The sequence below is a fragment of the Streptomyces toxytricini genome, assembly GCF_014649915.1.
Lineage (GTDB): Bacteria > Actinomycetota > Actinomycetes > Streptomycetales > Streptomycetaceae > Streptomyces > Streptomyces toxytricini.
Window position 1 is genome coordinate 153,579 of the sequence record NZ_BMTY01000016.1, and the last position, 17,841, is coordinate 171,419.

The 17,841-nt window shown below is 73.5% G+C and carries 17 protein-coding genes; 3 read left to right on the forward strand and 14 right to left on the reverse strand.

Annotated elements, in window-relative coordinates:
* Positions 1-144 precede the first annotated feature (144 nt).
* Positions 145-879, forward strand: a complete 735-nt coding sequence (locus tag IE170_RS21240) for a hypothetical protein (RefSeq protein ID WP_189811015.1) — start codon at positions 145-147, stop codon at positions 877-879.
* Here IE170_RS21240 and IE170_RS21245 read toward each other — a convergent pair.
* From IE170_RS21245 to IE170_RS21270, 6 genes are all read right to left on the reverse strand, one after another.
* Entirely contained in the window at positions 830-2,122 is a 1,293-nt protein-coding gene (locus IE170_RS21245) for a cytochrome P450 (protein ID WP_189811016.1), read from the reverse strand. The genes IE170_RS21240 and IE170_RS21245 overlap by 50 nt on opposite strands.
* A 99-nt stretch (positions 2,123-2,221) precedes the next feature.
* Complete coding sequence (locus tag IE170_RS21250; RefSeq protein ID WP_189811017.1) at positions 2,222-2,737, reverse strand: hypothetical protein; 516 nt, start codon at positions 2,735-2,737, stop codon at positions 2,222-2,224.
* Positions 2,734-4,269 (reverse strand): ATP-binding protein, encoded by a 1,536-nt coding sequence (locus IE170_RS21255; RefSeq protein ID WP_189811018.1) that lies wholly within the window; start codon positions 4,267-4,269, stop codon positions 2,734-2,736. Before IE170_RS21255 ends, IE170_RS21250 begins: the two co-directional genes overlap by 4 nt.
* Before the next feature lie 9 nt (positions 4,270-4,278).
* Positions 4,279-4,962 carry a response regulator gene (locus IE170_RS21260; RefSeq protein ID WP_189811019.1) on the reverse strand — a complete coding sequence of 228 codons (684 nt, stop codon included), beginning with the start codon at positions 4,960-4,962 and terminating at the stop codon, positions 4,279-4,281.
* 34 nt (positions 4,963-4,996) lie between these two features.
* Complete coding sequence (murJ, locus tag IE170_RS21265) at positions 4,997-6,676, reverse strand: murein biosynthesis integral membrane protein MurJ (protein WP_189811020.1); 1,680 nt, start codon at positions 6,674-6,676, stop codon at positions 4,997-4,999.
* A complete protein-coding gene (locus IE170_RS21270; RefSeq protein WP_189811021.1) occupies positions 6,673-7,836 on the reverse strand; it encodes a lipid II:glycine glycyltransferase FemX in 1,164 nt (387 codons plus the stop codon). Before IE170_RS21270 ends, murJ begins: the two co-directional genes overlap by 4 nt.
* A 241-nt stretch (positions 7,837-8,077) precedes the next feature.
* On the opposite strand from IE170_RS21270, the gene IE170_RS21275 reads away from it, so the two are divergent.
* Both IE170_RS21275 and IE170_RS21280 read left to right on the forward strand, forming a co-directional pair.
* Positions 8,078-9,289: a L,D-transpeptidase gene (locus tag IE170_RS21275; protein ID WP_373299029.1), complete on the forward strand. Its 1,212-nt coding sequence runs from the start codon at positions 8,078-8,080 to the stop codon at positions 9,287-9,289.
* 164 nt (positions 9,290-9,453) lie between these two features.
* On the forward strand, positions 9,454-11,061 hold the full coding sequence (locus IE170_RS21280) for a CocE/NonD family hydrolase (RefSeq protein WP_189811056.1): 1,608 nt from the start codon (positions 9,454-9,456) through the stop codon (positions 11,059-11,061).
* A 56-nt stretch (positions 11,062-11,117) separates the two neighbouring features.
* On the opposite strand, the gene IE170_RS21285 is transcribed toward IE170_RS21280, so the two are convergent.
* The 8 genes from IE170_RS21285 to IE170_RS21320 all read right to left on the reverse strand — a co-directional run bounded on the left by IE170_RS21285 (position 11,118) and on the right by IE170_RS21320 (position 17,798).
* Positions 11,118-11,570: a DUF6278 family protein gene (locus tag IE170_RS21285; protein WP_189811022.1), complete on the reverse strand. Its 453-nt coding sequence runs from the start codon at positions 11,568-11,570 to the stop codon at positions 11,118-11,120.
* Positions 11,571-11,644: 74 nt separating this feature from the next.
* On the reverse strand, positions 11,645-12,430 hold the full coding sequence (locus tag IE170_RS21290) for an exodeoxyribonuclease III (protein WP_189811023.1): 786 nt from the start codon (positions 12,428-12,430) through the stop codon (positions 11,645-11,647).
* A 41-nt stretch (positions 12,431-12,471) separates the two neighbouring features.
* A complete protein-coding gene (locus IE170_RS21295) occupies positions 12,472-13,104 on the reverse strand; it encodes an MBL fold metallo-hydrolase (protein ID WP_189811024.1) in 633 nt (210 codons plus the stop codon).
* A gap of 39 nt (positions 13,105-13,143) precedes the next feature.
* A complete protein-coding gene (locus IE170_RS21300; protein ID WP_189811025.1) occupies positions 13,144-13,731 on the reverse strand; it encodes a hypothetical protein in 588 nt (195 codons plus the stop codon).
* The gene (locus IE170_RS21305) at positions 13,728-14,891 is read right to left on the reverse strand and encodes an ROK family glucokinase (RefSeq protein WP_189811026.1); all 1,164 of its coding nucleotides are present in this window, start codon (positions 14,889-14,891) and stop codon (positions 13,728-13,730) included. The genes IE170_RS21300 and IE170_RS21305 overlap by 4 nt, the downstream gene beginning before the upstream one ends.
* Positions 14,888-15,766, reverse strand: coding sequence for an ATP-binding cassette domain-containing protein (locus tag IE170_RS21310; RefSeq protein WP_223857114.1), 879 nt, complete (start codon positions 15,764-15,766; stop codon positions 14,888-14,890). Before IE170_RS21310 ends, IE170_RS21305 begins: the two co-directional genes overlap by 4 nt.
* Complete coding sequence (locus IE170_RS21315; RefSeq protein WP_189811027.1) at positions 15,736-16,791, reverse strand: ABC transporter permease; 1,056 nt, start codon at positions 16,789-16,791, stop codon at positions 15,736-15,738. The genes IE170_RS21310 and IE170_RS21315 overlap by 31 nt, the downstream gene beginning before the upstream one ends.
* Entirely contained in the window at positions 16,788-17,798 is a 1,011-nt protein-coding gene (locus IE170_RS21320; RefSeq protein ID WP_189811028.1) for a sugar ABC transporter substrate-binding protein, read from the reverse strand. The genes IE170_RS21315 and IE170_RS21320 overlap by 4 nt, the downstream gene beginning before the upstream one ends.
* Positions 17,799-17,841: the final 43 nt, after the last annotated feature.

Sequence of the window (17,841 nt, forward strand, 5' to 3'; positions counted from 1 at the left end):
CGGCCTGTCGGGCCCCCTGGGACAGGGCTGCGGTCGGCACTGTAACTTCACGGCCGCCCCCGCGTCAGGAAGGCCCGGCGGTGGCGGCACTTCGGCTGCCTCCACCCGGTGATTCTCCGCGGCCGCGGCATTAGCATCCGGCGCATGGACGAAGACCTGCGGAACATCGTGCTCGGGCTGGCGGCGACCGCGATCAGCGGCGGCTTCGGGTGGGTGACCCGTACGTACGTGTGGCGGCGGGCGCTGCGCCGCAAGCAGGCGTTCTTCGGGCTGCCGACGGGCTCGGACTGCCTGTTCGTGGTGAACCGGCAGATGGGCGGCACGGAGGGGTCGGTGCACCGCAACGACGCGTTCGCGCTGCTGGAGATATCCTCCCTGATCAAGGACTGCGGGGCGAACGTGCAGATCGTCGCGCACGACACGGTCCGCCAGGGGTTCGGCGAGCGGGCCGAGTTCTGCGTCGGCGGGCCCGCCTCGAACGCCCGTACCGCCGCCCACCTGGAGTCGATGCTGCCGGGGATCTCCGTCGACGTGTCGACGGAGCAGGGCCCGGACCGGGGGGCGATCCGGGTGGGCGGGCAGACGTACCGGTGGTCCAAGGGCCGGGCCGACCACGTCGTCCTGGCCCGGCTGACGAGCGGTCCGGGCACCCGGCCGGTGTTCCTGATATCCGGTCAGACGGCGGTCAGCAACCAGGCCGGCGCCCGCTACCTCGCCCGCCACCACCAAGAGCTGGCCCGCCGCCACCGCGGCAACCCGTTCTGCCTGATGCTGAAGGTGGTGAACTCGGCGGCCTACGGGCCCGACGTGGTCGAGCTGCTGGAGGACGTCACCGCTGCGGCCCGGACACCCGCAGCGGCAGCCGCGTCATCCCGTTGATGAAGTTCGACACCAGGCGGCGCGGTGGACCGGCGAGTTCGGGGGCCGGCATGGCGGCCCGCCACTCCTCCAGCAGCACCCGCAGCTGGAGCCGGGCGAAGTGGGCTCCGAGACAGACGTGCGGGCCGTCGCCGAAGGAGACGTGCGGATTGGGGGCCCGGTCCAGGACGAGGCGCCCGGGGTCGGAGAAGACCCTCTCGTCGTGGTTGGCGGAGGCGTGGAATACGACGACCTTGTCGCCCGCGCGGATCGTCCGGCCGGCCAGCTCGGTGTCGGTCGCGGCCGTACGGCGGAAGCTGAGCACCGGCGGATGCACGCGCAGCAGCTCCTCGACGGCGCGGTCCGCGGGCACCTCCCCGGAGGCCAGCCTCCGGTAGGCGTCCGGGGCGCCGGCGAGGGCGAGCAGCGCGCCGGGGGCGGCCGAGCGGACGGTGTCGTTGCCGGCGACGGTCAGCAGGAAGAAGAACATCTCCAGCTCGGCCGGTTCCAGCCCGGCCTCCGCGAGGGAGGTCATGACGTCGTCGCCGGGCCGGCGCCGCTTGTGCTCGGCGAGTTCCCGGGCGTACGCGAACATCTCGCCGAGCAGGGCCGGGGAGCGCGGGTTGAGCGGGGTGCCGTCCGGCCCGCGCAGCGGCTCAGGGGCGTCCTCCGGATCCTGGTAGCCGATGACGCGCACGGTCCAGTCGAGGAGCAGGCCGCGGTCGGCGGCCGGGATGCCGAGCAGGTCGGTCAGGTTGAGCAGCGCGTACTCGTCGGTGACGGCGGGCACCACGTCGCAGGCGCCGTCCGCGGCCTTCGCGCGGGCGGCGGCGAGGAGGGTACGGGCCCGGTCGCGGACGCGGTCCGCGAACGCGTCGACCCGGGCGGGCGTGAAGGCGCGGGAGACGGTGCGGCGCAGCCTGCCGTGGGCGGGCGGGTCCTGGTTGAGCATGGTGCTGCGCAGGAACGGCAGGTCGGCGGGGTCGGGGTCGCGGATCTGGGTGGCGCCGGCCCAGGAGGAGTACGCGGAGTGGTCGCGCAGGACGCGGACGACGTCGGCGTGCCGGGTGACGGCCCAGAAGCCGGGGCCGGCCGGCCAGCCCGAAACCTCGGGCTCCTCCTGCCAGGCGACGGGGTGGTGGTCGCGCAGCAGCCGGTAGCGCTCGTGCGGGATGCCCGCGGCGTACAGGCGCGGGTCGAACACGTCGGGGACGGAGCCTGCGGGGGCGGGGTCTCCGGTCCGGTCCGGGGATGCGGGAGGCATGGGCCCACGGTGGCGGGGCGGCCCCGGCGCCGCAAGAGGGCCCGCACGGCCTGCCCGCTCCCCGTCGTGGGCGCCCTCGCCCGCGCGGCGCGGCGCACCTCAGAGCGGACCGGTGCGGCAGGGCTCGGGGGCCAGCACGGTGTCCGGGCCGCGCAGCCTCGCCTCGACGTGCGAGGCGGCGTTGGCCACCGCGGTGCACACCACCTGGCGGCGGGCGAGGTCCGGAAGTTTGGCCACGTCGATCGGCAGGCGGACCTCGATGACGTCGTCGGCGGGGCCCTCCACGGTGGTCGTCCCGGCGAGGGCGAGGTCGACCGGGGGCAGCGCGGTCCGCAGCCCGGAGGCCCGCTCCCGCTCACCCGGTCCGACGAGCAGCCGGAACAGCGCGACCTGGACCCCCGGCGCGGAATAGCCGGAATGCGTGGCGACGAGGCGCGAGTCGGGCGTCAGGAAGTACACCAGCGAATCCGCACTGCCTTCCTCGGGCCGCACCTCCACTTCGGCGGGGGCGCCGCTCTCCACGACCCCCGTCGTCTTGATGCCGCAGCCGGCGAGCAGCAGCCCGGCCGCGGCCGCGGCGGAAGCCGCACGGGCGGCGTCGCGGATCCTGCTCATGCGTCGGCCTCCAGGGGCATGTCGAGGGTGAACACGGCGCCCCCGGCGGGTCCGTTGCGGGCCTCCAGGGTTCCGCCGTGCAGCCGTACGTTCTCCAGGGTGATGGCGAGGCCCAGGCCGCTGCCGGCGGAGCGGGTGCGGGCGGCGTCGGCCTTGAAGAAGCGGTCGAAGATGTGCGGCAGCACCTCCGGGGCGATGCCGGGCCCGCTGTCGGCGACCTCGACGACCAGCCGCGGCCCGCCGGGCTGCGGTCGGGTCCGCACGGTGACGCGGACGGGCGCGCCGCCGTGCCGCAGGGCGTTGCCGACGAGGTTGGCGAGGACGACGTCGAAACGGCGCGGGTCGAGGCGGGCGCGGGCGTCCCGGGGCAGGTCGGTGACGACCCGGGCGTCGTCCCAGTGGCGGCGCTCCAGCGTCTTGCGGACGGCCTCGGCGACGTCGACCTCGTCCAGGTTGAGCTCGGCGGCGCGCGCGTCGAAGCGGGAGATCTCCATCAGGTCCTCGACGAGGACGGCGAGCTTGCCGGTCTCGGCGCTGATCAGCCGCAGGGCCGCGGCCGTGTCGGCGTCGAGGCCTGCGGCCTCCTCGTCGAGGACCTCGGTGACGGCGAGCATCCCGGCGAGCGGGGTGCGCAGCTCGTGGGAGACGTCGGAGGCGAAGCGGCGGGCCCGGGTCTCGGCGTCCCGCAGCTCGGCCACCGACGCCTCCAGGGCGCGGGCGGTGTCGTTGAAGGTGCGGGCCAGTCCGGCGAGTTCGTCGGCGCCGCGGACCTCGATCCGGGTGTCGAGGCGGCCGCGGCCCATCTTCTGGGCGGCGCGCCGCATGTCCCGTACGGGGCGCAGCACGCTGCGCGCGGCGAGCAGGGCGGGTATGACGGCGGCGGCGAGGCCCGGAACGGCGCCGCGCTGCGCGGCCTCGACCATGGCCTGCACGGTGGTCCGCTCGCCGGAGAGCGGCATGGTGGCGAAGACGACGAGTCCGGTGGGCGGGCGGGCGCCGTTCGCGCGGAACACCGCGGGCATCCCGACGGCGAGGTAGGGGTCGCCGTCGGCGTCGGTGACGCGCTGGAACGCCCCGTGCGGGTGGGCGGTGACCTGGCGGCGGAGCCGGTCGGTGACGACGGTGGAGGTGGGCGAGCCGTTGCTGGAGGCGCGCAGCCGGCCGTACTCGGCGAAGACGTTCCAGGGGTGCGGTTTGCCGCGCTTGGCGAGTTCGGAGACGAGGCGGTCGAGCTGCTCCTGCTCCATGGGCAGGCTGACGGGCTGGGCCTCCATCAGGTCGCGCAGGGTGCTGACGGCGGTGTCCTGGCTCTGTTTGAGGACGGCGTTGCGGGCCTGCTGGTAGGTCAGGGCGGCGGTGGAGACCGCGCTGACCGCCGCGACCAGCAGGAACGCCGCGATCAGGCGGGTGCGCAGGCCGAGCGGGGCGATGCGCCGCTCGCGCGGGGTGCCGCGGCGGCGCCGGGCGAACCACGCCGGGCGCCCGGTGCGGCCGGCGCGCGGGGTGCGGTCGCGGTGTGCGGTGCGTGCCACCGGGCCCGCCTACAGGGGGCCGAAGCGGTAGCCGAAGCCCCGCACGGTCTGGATGTAGCGGGGCGTGCCGTCCGGGTCCTCGATCTTGTGGCGCAGGCGGCGCACGCAGGCGTCCACGAGCCGGGCGTCCGCGTGGTAGCTGTGCTCCCACACGTACTCCAGGAGCTGCTGGCGGGAGAAGACCTGCTCGGGCGAGGCCGACAGGTGCAGCAGCAGCTTGAGTTCGCTGGGGGCCAGGGCGATGCGCTCGCCGCCCCGGGCAACGGTCAGCCCGGCCCGGTCGACGACGAGGTCGCCGTGGAACTCCACCTGGGGCCGGCCGCCGGCGGGGGCGCCGAGGCGGCGCAGGACGGCCTTGATGCGGGCCTCGATGACCTCGGTGCGGGCGGGCTTGACGATGTAGTCGTCGGCGCCTGCCTCCAGGCCGACGACGATGTCGAAGTCGTCGCCGCGCGCAGTGAGCATGATGATCGGGACCTGGCTGGTCTCGCGGATGCGGCGGCAGACCTGTACGCCGTTGATGCCGGGCAGCATCAGGTCGAGCAGGACGAGTTCCGGGTGGAAGCCGCCCATCAGGGCGAGGCCGGCCTCTCCGGTCTCGGCGGCGGCCACCTCGTGGCCGCGGCGGCGCAGGCCGAGGCCGACTCCGGCCCGGACGGAGGGGTCGTCCTCGATCAGCAGTACGCGGGGCATCGGGCGGTGTCCAAGCGGTCGGGCTGCTCCCGGGTCAGCGGCGTGTGCGCCGCAGGGAGTCCAGCAGGTCGGTGAGGGCGGTCAGGCGCAGCGGCCGGGCGAGCAGGACGACGACGAGGGCGGTCACGGCGGTTCCCGCGGCGGCGGCCGCGACGTCCCCGGCCGGGGCGGCGGCCCGGGCGGCGGCGTGGCCGGCGGCGGCCGCCGGCAGGGACGCGGCGAGGAGCCGCAGGTGGGTGCGCAGGGCGGTGTCGGTGTGCCCGCCGGGCGGGCCGGGGCGCGGGCCGAGCCGCCGGGCGAGGGTCCAGGCGGTCGCGGCGAGTCCGGCGCAGAGGGCGGCGGAGTAGGCGGCGGCCATGCCGGTGACGGCCCAGCGCGGCGGCAGCAGCAGGAAGGCGGCGGCGGACAGGCCGGCGTTGAGTCCGGCGATGACGAGGTTCAGCAGGAAGGGGGTGCGGGTGTCGGAGAGGGCGTAGAAGCCGCGTGTGAGGACGTACTGGCCCGAGAGGGCGACGAGGCCGGGGGCGAAGGCGGCGAGCATGCCGGCCATGACCGCGACGTCGGCGGCGCCGGTGCGGCCGTACCCGAAGACGCTGCCGATGACCCAGGGGGCGAGCGCGGCGAGCAGCGCGGCGGCCGGGACGATGAGGGCGGCGCTGGAGCGCAGCGCGGAGGAGACGTCCCGGCGGACGGCGGCGAGGTCGCCGTCGGCTGCGGAGGCGCTCATGCGGGGCATCAGGGCGGTGACGAGGGAGACGGTGATGATGCCCTGGGGGACGATCCACAGCTGGTGGGCGTTGCTGTAGGCGGTGTAGCCGGCGCCTCCGGCGAGGCCCGCCTCCACGGCCTGCCCGCCGGCGGTGGTGGACAGCCGGGTGACGACCCAGTACCCGATCTGGTTGGTGAGGACGAGGAGGACCGTCCAGCCGGCGTTGCGCAGCGGCCGGGCGAGGCCCTTGCCGCGCCAGTCGAAGCGGGGGCGCCAGCGGAAGCCGGCGGCGCGCAGCGAGGGGGCGAGCGCGGCGGCCTGGACGACGATGCCGGCGGTGGTGCCGAGGCCGAGGAGGCGGGTCTCGGCGGCGGTGAGGCCGTCGCCGCCGCCGTGGGCGGCGTACAGGAAGTACCCGAAGACGGCGGTGACGACGAGGTTGTTGAGGACGGGCGTCCACATCATGGCGCCGAACCGGCCGCGGGCGTTCAGCACCTGCCCGAGGAGGGTGAAGAGGCCGTAGAAGAGGATCTGCGGGAGGCAGTAGCGGGCGAGGGCGGTGGTGGTGCCGGCCTGCGCGCCCGTGTAGGGGGTGTATGCCGCCACGAGCGCGGGGGCGGCGAGCACGGCGGCGGCGGTCAGCAGCAGGAGGGCCGCCGTGCAGGCGGTCAGCAGCCGGTCGGTGTAGGCGGCCCCGCCGTCGGGGTGCTGCCGGGCCGCCCGGACGAGCTCGGGGACGAAGACGGCGTTCAGGGCGCCGCCTATGAGCAGCATGTAGAGGATGTTCGGGACGGTGTTGGCGACGGTGTACGCGTCCCCGAGCAGCCCGGTGCCGAGGGCGGCGACGACGACGGCGGAGCGGACGAAGCCGGTGGCGCGGGAGACGACGGAGCCGGCGGCCATGAGGGCCCCGCTGCGCAGCACGGAGCCGCGGGGCGGGTCGGCGGCGGGTGGGGCGCCGTCGGGTGCTTCGGTGGTGCCCGCTGCGGGTGCGGCGGCGGTCACCGGCGGGCCAGGTAGGCCTGGAAGGCCTTGTGCAGGGCCGCGTTCGCGTACCCGTCCATCGCTGTCTCCCACTCTCCGAGCGTTTCGACGACCTGTCCGCCGGTTCCGAGCTTCCAGCGCAGCAGTCCGAAAGAACGTTCGTCGGGGTCGAGTGTGGAGGGTACCCCGCGCATGTCGTACTCGTCCGCGCCGAGGGCGTGGGCGTCGCGCATCATGCGCCACTGCAGGGCGTTGCTGGGCCGCACCTCGCGGCGGTGGTCGGCGGAGGCGCCGGTCTGGTACCAGACGCGCCGCCCGGTGGACACCATGGTGTGGGCGGCGAGCACCTCGCCCTGGTGGACGGCGAGGTAGAGCCGCATCCGGCCGGGGGCCTCGGCGTTGAGGACGGCGTACTGCTGCTGGTAGTAGGCGAGGGAGCGGCCGAGGCGGAAGCCGTCGCGCTCCTCGGTGATGCGCAGCAGCCGGTGGAACTCGGGCAGGTCGGCGGCGGTGCCCAGGACGGTTTCGACACCGCATTTGGCGGCCTTGCGGACGTTGCGGCGCCATTCCTGGTTGAGGCCGGACCACAGGTCGTCCAGGGAGCGGCCGGCCAGCGGCACGCGGAAGACGTGGCGGGGCTGGGCGTCACCGTCGTCCTCGCCGCCGCACCGCTGCCAGCCGCGGGTGCGCAGCCGGTCGGCGAGGGCGGCGCCGACGGGGTCGACCTCGGTGGCGAGGACGTCGGTGAGGCGGCGGTCGGGCCCGGCGGCGGCCTTGAGGACGGCGGCGTCCCAGCGGCGGTACGCGGGCGAGGGGCCGATGCGGACGGCGAAGGCGCCGGCGGCGCGCAGGTGGCGCATGAGGGGGCGGAGCCAGTCGTCGATGCGGGGGTCGGACCAGTCGGCGACGGGCCCTTCGGGGAGGTAGGCGAAGTATTTGCGGGTGCCGGGGAATTGGCGGTAGAGGACGAGTCCGGCGCCGGTGATTTCCCCGCCGGTGCGGTGCCATCCGACCCTTTCCGACCGCCAGAGGTCCTTTACGCCGGCCCAGGAGGGGTACTGGAGAAAGCTGGCCCGGCCGTGCCGGGAAAGGAAGGAGGCGTATTCGGCGACGGACAGGGAGCGCACCGTCCGGTCCGGCTCCCGGTGCCGCCGGGCGGGGGTGGCGAGCAGTGCGCACACGGCGGTGGCCTTCCTGTACGTCCCGTCCGGGAGGGGGTGTGGGTGGTGGGGCGCACAGGACTCTCACAGGCGTCGATGACCGCGCTGCGCAACGAATGTGACCGTTCCATGACCGTTCTGCTGCGGTCCGCGTCACAAGCGGTTGCCGGATGTTTTCCGATGATTGCGCAACCTAGAGTCGCCCCGACCGCATCTCCTTTTGCGGACGATCCCTGACGCCGCTACCCGAGAGGGCCTTTCGTTGAGCCGCACACGCCGCTTCGCCCGACGCCGCCACGCCGTTCTGGCGGGCACCGCCGTACTCATGGCCGCCGCTCTGACCGCATGCGGCGGCGGCGACGCGAAGGAGGGCGGTGACGCGAAGGGCGATCAGAAGAAGAAGTCGGAGATGGCCATCTCCGTGAACCTCACGGGCGACCAGGCCAAGCCCGGGGAGCCGGTGACGGTCACGCTCGCCGAGGGCAAGCTCTCCCTGGTGAAGGTGTCCGACGGCAAGGGCGGCGAACTGCCCGGCAAGATAGCCGATGACGGCCGGACCTGGACCTCGGAGCGCAATGCGGCGCCGGGGACGCAGTACAAGGTCGACGCGCAGAACACCGACAGCCAGAGTGCGACGGCGCAGTTCAAGACGGCGGCCGCCGACAAGGTGAACAAGGTCACGATCGTGCCGGGCAAGGGCTCCACGATGGGCGTGGGCCAGCCGGTCTCGCTGGTGTTCGACAACCCGGTGAAGAACAAGGCCGAGGTGGAGAAGCGCCTGAAGGTGACCACCTCGAACAACACCGAGGGCTCCTGGGGCTGGTTCAAGGACTACACCGGCAACGACCGCGTGGACTGGCGGCCGAAGGACTACTGGAAGTCCGGGACCGAGGTCAAGGTCGAGATGAGCCTGAACGGCGTGGACTCCGGCCCGGGCGGCGGCTACTTCGTCCGCGACTACGACACGAACTTCACGATCGGCAAGGACCGCCGGCTCCAGGTCGACCTGGACTCCAAGAAGATGGACGTGGTCGAGGACGGCCAGACCGTGAAGTCCATCCCGGTCTCGGCGGGCACGCCCGGCGGCAAGAAGGCCTCCTGGTCCGGGAAGATGGTGCTGATGACCAAGGAGGGCACCATCCGGATGGACTCCCAGACGGTGGGCCTGGGCGACTCCTACGACAAGATGGTCGACTACTCGATGCGCGTGACCTGGTCCGGCATGTACATCCACGCCGCGCCGTGGAACGCCGGCAAGTTCGGCCGCGAGAACGCCAGTTCCGGCTGCGTCGGCATGAGCGACTCCGACGCGAAGTGGCTGTTCGGCACGGCCCAGGTCGGCGACCCGGTCGAGGTCACGGGCGGCGGCTCCAAGGGCAAGGCGGACATCGGCAACGGGTACGGCCAGTGGAACCTGTCGTGGGACGAGTGGAAGGCCAAGAGCGCCCTCACCGGGGCTGCGCAGAACGGCTGAGACGCCACCCAGCCGCCCATAAGCGTGCATCGCCCAACAATCGTTACCAGTGCGTAACTTACTGGCGGGTTACCTCCGGTAAGCGGCTCCGGTTACCGTTCGGTCACTCCGACACCGGCGCACGCGAGGAGCCCCCTGTGGTCCGCACCCCCACCGCGGCGGCCATGGCAGCCGCCCTGGCCGTCGCCGCCCTGGGCCTGACACCCCATCAGGCCCGGGCGGCCGTCCAGTCCACCGCCCCCACCAGCTCCGCCCCCACCGCCGCCTCCGACCCCGCCGTCTCGTACGCCGAGGCCGCGGCGGCCGTACCGGGCCTGACCTTCCACGACATCCCCGGATCGGGCGGCATCACCCTCAAGGGCAACGTCCTCACCCCCGCCGGCGCCCGGCCCGGCAGCAGCCACCCGCTGATCGTCCTCCCGAGCAGCTGGTCCATGCCGCAGGTCGAGTACCTGGCGCAGGCGAAGAAGCTCGCCGACTCCGGCTACGTCGTCGTCAGCTACACCTCGCGCGGGTTCTGGCTCTCCGGCGGGCAGATCGAGGTCGCGGGGCCGCCCGACACCGCCGACGTCTCCGCCGTCATCGACTGGGCGCTCGCCCACACCCCCGCCGACCCCGCCCGGATCGGCGTCGGCGGTGTCTCCTACGGCGCGGGCATCAGCCTCCTCGCCTCCGCCCACGACCCCCGCATCAAGGCCGTCGTCGCGCTCAGCGGCTGGGCCGACCTCGTCGAGTCCATCTACTCCGGCCGCACCCAGCACGTCCAGGCCGCCGCCCTGCTCGGTGCGACCGGGCGGCTCACCGGCCGCCCCGGACCCGAACTGAACCGCATCCTGGGCGACTTCCTCGCCTCCAACCTGGAGCGCGAGCAGGAGATGATCGACTGGGGCCGCAAGCGGTCGCCCGCCGAGCACGTCGACCGGCTGAACGCCAACGGCACCGCCGTCATGCTCGGCAACGCCTGGGGCGACACCATCTTCCCGCCCAACCAGTACGCCTCCTTCTTCGAGAAGCTGACCGGCCCCAAGCGGCTGGAGTTCCGCCCCGGCGACCATGCCACCGCCGAGGGCCTCGGCCTGTTCGGCCTGCCCAACGACACCTGGGACAATGCCCGCCGCTGGTTCGACCGCCACCTCAGGGGCGAGCGCAACGGCGTCGACACCGAGCCGCCCGTGCAGATCAAGTCCCGCAGCAGCAGCGGGTACGAGGGGTACGCCGACTGGAAGTCGGTCGGCTCCGCCGGCACCGAGAAGCTCGCCCTGTCCGACACCGAGCACCTCTTCACCGGCGTCAACACCGGCGCCGACGGCGGCATCGTGCTCCTGTCCAGCACCCTCGACCAGTTCACGAAGATCCCGCCGATGGCGTCCGTGCCGCTGCTCCCCCGCGCCTTCGCCGCGGTCTGGCAGTCGGACCGCTTCGGCTCCGAGCGCCGCGTGCGCGGCACCGCCCGCCTGCACACCACCGTCACCCCGACCCGGTCCGACGGCACCTTCGTCGCCTACCTCTACGACGTGGGCCCCCTCGGGATCGGCAAGCTCGTCACCCACGCCCCGCACACCTTCCACGGCAAGACGCCGGGCCGCCCCTTCGGTGTGGACCTCGACCTGTTCTCCACGGCGTACGACGTGCCGGCGGGCCACCGCCTCGCCCTCGTCATCGACACCGTCGACCCCCTGTACGCGGAGTACAACCCCGCGGGGGCGCAGCTCACCTTCACCTCGCCGCGCCAGGACCCCTCGTACGTCTCGGTCCCGCTCGGAGCCCGCTGACACCGCCGGGTGCACGAAGGCCGCCGGGAAACCCCGGCGGCCGGCCGGCGGCGGCACTACCGGCCTTCGGAGCCCTCCGAGGCCTCCGCGTACGCCTGGGACAGCTCCGGCGAGCCCGTCATCGCCCAGGACAGCCCCGACTCGACGACGTTCAGCTCGCGGCCCGAGGCGAGCCGGACCACGGGTTGGCCGTTCGGCCAGACCTGCCAGCGGGCCCCCGGGCAGGTCCGGATGATCACCGTCCCGAGGTAGAAGCCCGCGTCGTTGCCGAGCCAGGGGACCACCTCGGGCTCCCGGCGCCAGCGCGGCATCAGCTGGTCCAGCGCCTCCAAGGAGGCCGGGCTCACGTCGAGTTCCAGCCCGGCCGCCCGCGCGTGGACGCGCAGCACCTCGCACTCCGCGAACAGCTCGCCGACGCCCTCCGGGTCCTCGGCGACCGCGGCGGCGAGACCCGCGCCCCGCTGCGTGTCGCTCCGGTTGCGCCAGTGGGCCAGAAAGGGCATGTCCATACCGAACAGCGTGGCACCAAGGGGCCCCGCCGGCCACAGGGCGCGCCTGGATTCCGGCGGCCGCGGACCGGCCGTCAGGCGTCCAGGTCGAGGTCCACGACGACGGGCGCGTGGTCGGAGGCGCCCTTGCCCTTGCGCTCCTCGCGGTCGACGTACGCGTCGGTGACGGCCTTGGCGAACGGCGCGTTGCCGTAGACGAGGTCGATGCGCATGCCGCGGTTCTTCGGGAAGGCGAGCTGGCGGTAGTCCCAGTACGTGTAGGGGCGGTCGTACTTCAGCGGGCGCGGCACCACGTCGGACAGGCCGGCGGCGCGCAGCGCCTCCAGGGCGGCCCGCTCGGCGGGGGTGACGTGGGTCAGGCCGGCGAAGACGGCGGGGTCGTAGACGTCCTCGTCGGTGGGGGCCACGTTGTAGTCGCCGAGCACGGCGAAGGGGCGCGGGCCGGCGGCGTCCTCGGCGACGGCCTCGGACAGGGCGCGGAACCACTCCAGCTTGTAGCCGTAGTGGTCGTGCTCGACCTCGCGGCCGTTGGGCACGTACACCGACCACAGGCGGACCCCGCCGCAGGTCGCGGAGATGGCGCGGGGCTCCTGGACGCCCTCGTAGTCGGGGCCGCCGGGCAGGCCCTTGACCACGTCCTCCAGGCCGACCTTGGAGAGCAGGGCGACGCCGTTCCACCTGCCGGTGGCGTTGACGGCCGACTCGTAGCCGAGCTCGCGCAGCGCGTCGTGCGGGAACTGCGCGTCGGAGCACTTGGTCTCCTGCACGCACAGGACATCGGTGCCGGAGCTCTCCAGCCAGGCCAGCAGGCGGGGCAGCCGGGCGGTGATCGAGTTGACGTTGAACGTGGCGATACGCATGCGTCCCAACCTACCGCCCGGCGCCGACAGCCACCCGGCCGTCACACCTCGGTGGCGTCGCCCGCGGCGAGCCGGCCGTGGTCGGTGCCGCCGAGGTTCCCGAGGGCCGTGTCGTAGATCGGCCGGGCGATGTCGGCGAGGTAGACGTCGTGGATGTCGATGGCCCGGCGCGGCCGCACCTCGCGCAGGTAGTCGATCACCTCGGACACCTTGTTCCACGGCGCGTGGACCGGCACCATCAGCGTCTCGACGGGCACCCCTGGCACGGTGAGGGCGTCACCGGGGTGGAACAGCGAACCCTGCACGAGGTAGCCGACGTTCGTGATCCGCGGGATGTCGGGGTGGATCACGGCGTGCAGTTCGCCGTGCACCTGGACCTCGAACCCGGCCGCGGTGAAGGCGTCGCCGTGCCCGACGGTGTGGACGCGGCCGGGGTAGGCGGGGGCGAGCCGCTCGGCGACGCTGCGCAGCGTCCACAGGGCGGCGGCCGGGTTCGCGTCGAGGGCGGCCCGCAGCCGGCCCTCGTCGAAGTGGTCGGGGTGCTCGTGCGTGACGAGCAGGGCGTCCGCGCCCAGGCCCGCGTCGGGCTCGCTGAAGGCACCCGGGTCGATGACGAGGACGCGCCCGTCCTTTTCGAGCTGGACGCAGGAGTGCAGCCGCTTGGTGAGCTTCATGATCCCAGGCTAGGGCAGCCCGGCTGCCGGGGGGGGCGGCTACGGGACGGCGGTCGAGACGACGTAGACGCTCGGCTTGGACGGGTCGGTGAGGTCGACGGTCACGTCGCGGGTCGGACGGGGGTCGGGCTGCTCCAGGGTGGTCCCGTACCAGGTCCTCTGCGGTTTCCAGTTCCAGCCCGAGACGGCGGTGTCGTGCGCGTCGATCGCCACCCCGCGGGTCAGCTCGGCGCGGCTGGTGCCGAGGTCGGCGAGGAAGCCGTCCAGGTCGGCCGGGGTGACGGCGAACTGCACGTACAGCCGGCTGGTGTGCCAGTTGTTGGTCTCCAGGAAGCCGACCTTCCAGGCCTTCTGCGGGATGGGCACGTCGTAGATGCTGCGCTGCACCCGCGAGGGCCAGCCGGGCCGGACCTTGGTGGCGCCGACCTTGGCGGCCTTGTCGCGGCCGCTCTCGCGGCTCTGCTGAGCGGAGACGGCGAGGTAGCCGGCGGGGACGCCGATCAGCAGCAGGATGATGAGCGCGGTGATCCAGCGGCGCCGGACGACGTGCCCCCGGTCCTCCGCGGGGGGCGGTGCGCCGCCCTCGTCGGGGGCGGGCGCTTGGCGGGGCAGGGTGGGCGGTGTCACTGCGTGGCGTCCTGGTCGTCGGGGCCGGGGGTCTGGCGGCGGCCCAGCTGCGCGTAGCGCTCGTACCGCTCGACGCGCCTGCGGGTGGCGCGGCGGAAGCGGCGGGCGACGAGCCGGGCGAGGTCGGCGGCTCCGACCATGCCCGCCTCGGGGCCGAGCTGGGCCTTGGCGATGCGGGCCTCGGGCCGGTAGCCGCGCCCGGTCAGGTGCCTGCGGAAGGCGTCCCGGGCGGGGCCGATCAGCAGGTCGTCGGCGGCGCTGACGCCGCCGCCGATGACGAAGCAGGAGGGGTCGAGGGCGGCGGCGAGGTTGGCGATGCCGACGCCGAGCCACTGGCCGATGTCCTGGAGGAGCTCGATGCACATGGCGTCGCCCTCGCGGGCGAGCTCGGTGATCAGCGGGCCGGTGATCTCCTGGACGCTGCCGCCGACGCGGGCGATGATGCCGTACGCGACCGGGGAGTCGGCGGCGGCGAGCTCGCGGGCCTCGCGGACCAGGGCGTTGCCGGAGCTGTACTGCTCCCAGCAGCCGCGGTTGCCGCAGGGGCAGCGGTGGCCGCCGGGGACGACCTGCATGTGGCCGAACTCGCCGGCGACCCCGTACCGGCCGCGCTTGACCTGGCCGCCCTCCAGGATCGCGCCGCCGATGCCGGTGCCGAGCGTGATCATGACGAGGTGGTCCTCGCCGCGGCCGGCCCCGAAGCGCCACTCGGCCCAGGCCGCGGTGTTGGCGTCGTTGTCGACCATGACGGGGACGGCGAGGCGCGACTGGAGGGCGTCGCGCAGCGGCTCGTCGCGCCAGGCCAGGTGGGGGGCGAAGAGGACGCGGGAGCGGTCGGCGTCGACCCAGCCGGCCGCGCCGATGCCGACGGCGTGGACGTCGTGGCGGTCGGACAGGTCGAGGACGAGCTCGACGATGGTGTCCTCGACGACCTTGGGGCTCTTGGACTTGTCGGGGGTCTCGGTGCGGATCTTCTCCAGGATCACGCCGTCGGCGTCGACGACGCCCGCCATGACCTTGGTGCCGCCGATGTCGATGCCGACCGTGGGGACGCGGGGGGCGGTCAGGTGCGACCGGCGCTCCCGGGACCCGATGGTCCGCAGGACGGTGCCCCGCGCCGACCCGCGGTGGGTGAGCGTGAAGTCCCGGTACGTGCTCATCGAGTCGTGTCGTCCCTCGGGGGTGCGGTGGTGCCCGCGGGGCCGGCGGGCTCGGGGGGCTGCGGTCCCGATTGTGCCACCCGGGCCAGTTCGTGGCTCAGCTCGTCCAGCTCGGAGCCGCCGGCCATCTGCCGGGTGAGCTCGTCGAGGGTGATCGAGTCGCGGGTGTGGCTGCCGGCCATCGCACCGCGCTTGAGCAGGACGAAGCGGTCGCCGACGAGGTGGGCGTGGTGCGGGTTGTGGGTGATGAGGACCACGCCGAGTCCGGCGTCCCGGGCGGCGGCGACGTACTTGAGGACGACGCCGGACTGCTTCACGCCGAGCGCGGCGGTCGGCTCGTCCAGGACGAGGACCTTGGCGCCGAAGTGGACGGCGCGGGCGATGGCGACGCACTGCCGCTCGCCGCCGGACAGGGTGCCGATCGGCTGGTCGACGTCGCGCAGGTCGATGCCCATGCGCAGCAGTTCGGACCGGGTCGTGCGGCGCATGAGGTCGACGTCGAGGCGGCGCAGCGGGCCGCGGCCCCGGGTGGGCTCGGAGCCGAGGAAGAAGTTCCGCCAGACGGGCATGAGGGGGACGACGGCCAGGTCCTGGTAGACCGTGGCGATGCCGCGGTCGAGGGCGGCGCGCGGGTTGGCGAGCTCGGTCTCCTCGCCGTCGATCTCGAAGGTGCCGGAGTCGTGCCGGTGCAGACCTGAGATGATCTTGATCAGGGTGGACTTGCCGGCGCCGTTGTCGCCGAGGACGCAGGTGATCTCGCCGGCGGAGACCTCCAGGGAGACGTCCCGCAGGGCGCGGATGCTGCCGTAGGACTTGCTGACGCCGGTCAGCTTCACGAGGGGTGTCACTTCGCCTCCGCCCGCTTGCGGACCCATGCGTTGAGCAGCGTGGCCAGCAGGAGCATCGCGCCCAGGAAGAACTTGAACCAGTCGGGGTTCCACTGGGCGTACACGATGCCGTTGCTGGTCATGCCGAAGATGAACGCGCCCACGGCCGCGCCGATGGCGGAGCCGTAGCCGCCGGTCATCAGGCAGCCGCCGATGACGGCCGCGATGATGTACAGGAACTCGTTGCCGACGCCCTCGCCGGACTGGACCACGTCGTACGAGAAGAGGATGTGCTGCCCGGAGATCCAGGCGCAGAGGGCGACGCCCATGTAGAGGCCGATGCGGGTCCGGACGACGGGGACGCCGACGGCGCGGGCGGCGTCGGCTCCGCCGCCCACCGCGAAGATCCAGTTCCCGGCGCGGGTGCGCAGCAGGATCCAGGTCGCGAGGGCGACGAGCGCGGCCCACCACAGGACGGTGACCTTGAGGGTGACGGGGCCGAGGGTCCACTGGGAGGCGAAGAGGGCCCGGGCGGAGGGGAAGCCCTCCATGTCGGCGATGCTCTTGGTGGAGACGGTGCCGGTGATCAGCTTGGTGAAGCCGAGGTTCAGGCCGGTCAGCATCAGGAACGTGCCGAGGGTGATGATGAAGCTCGGCAGCTTCGTGCGGGTCAGCATGTAGCCGTTGAAGAAGCCGAGCGCGAGGGTGACCAGCAGCGAGACGAGGACGCCCACCCACACGTTGGCGGTCATCTGATAGCTGAACATCGAGCTGACCAGTGCCGAGGTGGTGACCATGACGCCGGCGGAGAGGTCGAACTCGCCGCCGATCATCAGCAGGGCCACCGGGACGGCCATGATGCCGAGAGTGGAGGCCGAGTACAGGACGGTGCTCAGGCTGGACGCCCGCAGGAAGCTGTCGGCGGCGAAGGAGAAGAAGAGGAAGACGGCGGCGGCGCCGACCACGGCGCCCAGCTCGGGGCGGCCGAGCAGGCGGCGCAGCAGCGGGACGGGCGCGAGCCGCTCGTCGGCGGCGGGCGCGGCGGGCGCGGGCGCCGGGGCGGAGGCGGTCACCGGGTGCCCCGCTTGATGTACTCCTCCAGCGCGGCGGCCTCGGCGGCGGTGACGATCTGCGGGCCGGTCAGGACCGGGCGGCCGCCGCCGAGCACGTCGGCGTTGTAGCGGTAGAGCCACAGCAGGTCGACGGCCTGGTAGCCCTGGAGGTAGGGCTGCTGGTCGACGGCGAAGCCGAGGACGCCGGACTTGAGGTCTCGGGCGACGGCGGCGTTGAGGTCGAAGGTGTCGACCTCGGCCTTGCTGCCCGCCGCGTCCTTCGCCTTCACGGCGGTCGCCGCGAACGGCGCGCCGAGGGTGAGGACCGCGTCGACCGACGGGTCGGCCTGCAGCTTGGCCTGGACGGCCGCCTGGACGGACGGCATGTTGGTGCCCTCGACGTACAGGTTCTCCATGGTGCCGCCGAAGGTCTTCTTCGCCCCGGCGCAGCGCTGCTCGTGCCCGACGTTGCCCTGCTCGTGCAGGACGCAGACCGCCTTCGTGCGGCCGCGGCGGGTCAGCTCCGCCCCGACGGCCTCGCCGGCGACCTGCTCGTCCTGGCCGATGTGGGTGAGCGCGCCGTACTCGGCCGACTGGGCGGATCCGGAGTTGACGGTGACGACCGGGATGCCGGCCTTGACGGCCTTGGCGACGACGTCCCTCAGGGCCTCCGGCTTGGCGAGGCTGACGATGATGCCGTCGGCCTTCTGGTCGATGGCGTTCTGCACGAACTGGGCCTGCTGCTGCGCCTGGTCGTCGTGCGAGTAGACGAAGTTGATGTTGTCCTTCGCCGCGGCCTCCTTGGCGCCCTTCTGGACGATGTCCCAGAAGGTGTCGCCGTCTCCCGCGTGCGTGACCATCGCGAAGGTCCAGCGCGGGGTGGAAACGGCGGGCCGGCCCGCCGCCGCGGCCTTGGCGCGATCCTCGGCGCGCTTGCCGCCCGTGCTGCTGCAGCCCGCGAGGGAGGCCCCCAGTACCGCCGCGAGCACGGCGCCGACGACGCGTACCCCTGTCCCGACCCTTGCCACGTTGCCGTGCCCTTCCCTCGTGCGGTGTCTTCGTCTTCCGCGG

Bases quoted from the DNA above. Each gene is read 5' to 3' on its own strand.
- IE170_RS21245 (WP_189811016.1), bottom strand. From the start codon at position 2,122: ATGCCTCCCGCATCCCCGGACCGGACCGGAGACCCCGCCCCCGCAGGC.
- IE170_RS21280 (WP_189811056.1), top strand. From the start codon at position 9,454: ATGGCAGCCGCCCTGGCCGTCGCCGCCCTGGGCCTGACACCCCATCAG.
- IE170_RS21240 (WP_189811015.1), top strand. From the start codon at position 145: ATGGACGAAGACCTGCGGAACATCGTGCTCGGGCTGGCGGCGACCGCG.
- IE170_RS21250 (WP_189811017.1), bottom strand. From the start codon at position 2,737: ATGAGCAGGATCCGCGACGCCGCCCGTGCGGCTTCCGCCGCGGCCGCG.
- IE170_RS21305 (WP_189811026.1), bottom strand. From the start codon at position 14,891: ATGAGCACGTACCGGGACTTCACGCTCACCCACCGCGGGTCGGCGCGG.
- IE170_RS21290 (WP_189811023.1), bottom strand. From the start codon at position 12,430: ATGCGTATCGCCACGTTCAACGTCAACTCGATCACCGCCCGGCTGCCC.
- IE170_RS21310 (WP_223857114.1), bottom strand. From the start codon at position 15,766: ATGGGTCCGCAAGCGGGCGGAGGCGAAGTGACACCCCTCGTGAAGCTG.
- IE170_RS21260 (WP_189811019.1), bottom strand. From the start codon at position 4,962: ATGCCCCGCGTACTGCTGATCGAGGACGACCCCTCCGTCCGGGCCGGA.
- IE170_RS21285 (WP_189811022.1), bottom strand. From the start codon at position 11,570: ATGGACATGCCCTTTCTGGCCCACTGGCGCAACCGGAGCGACACGCAG.
- IE170_RS21295 (WP_189811024.1), bottom strand. From the start codon at position 13,104: ATGAAGCTCACCAAGCGGCTGCACTCCTGCGTCCAGCTCGAAAAGGAC.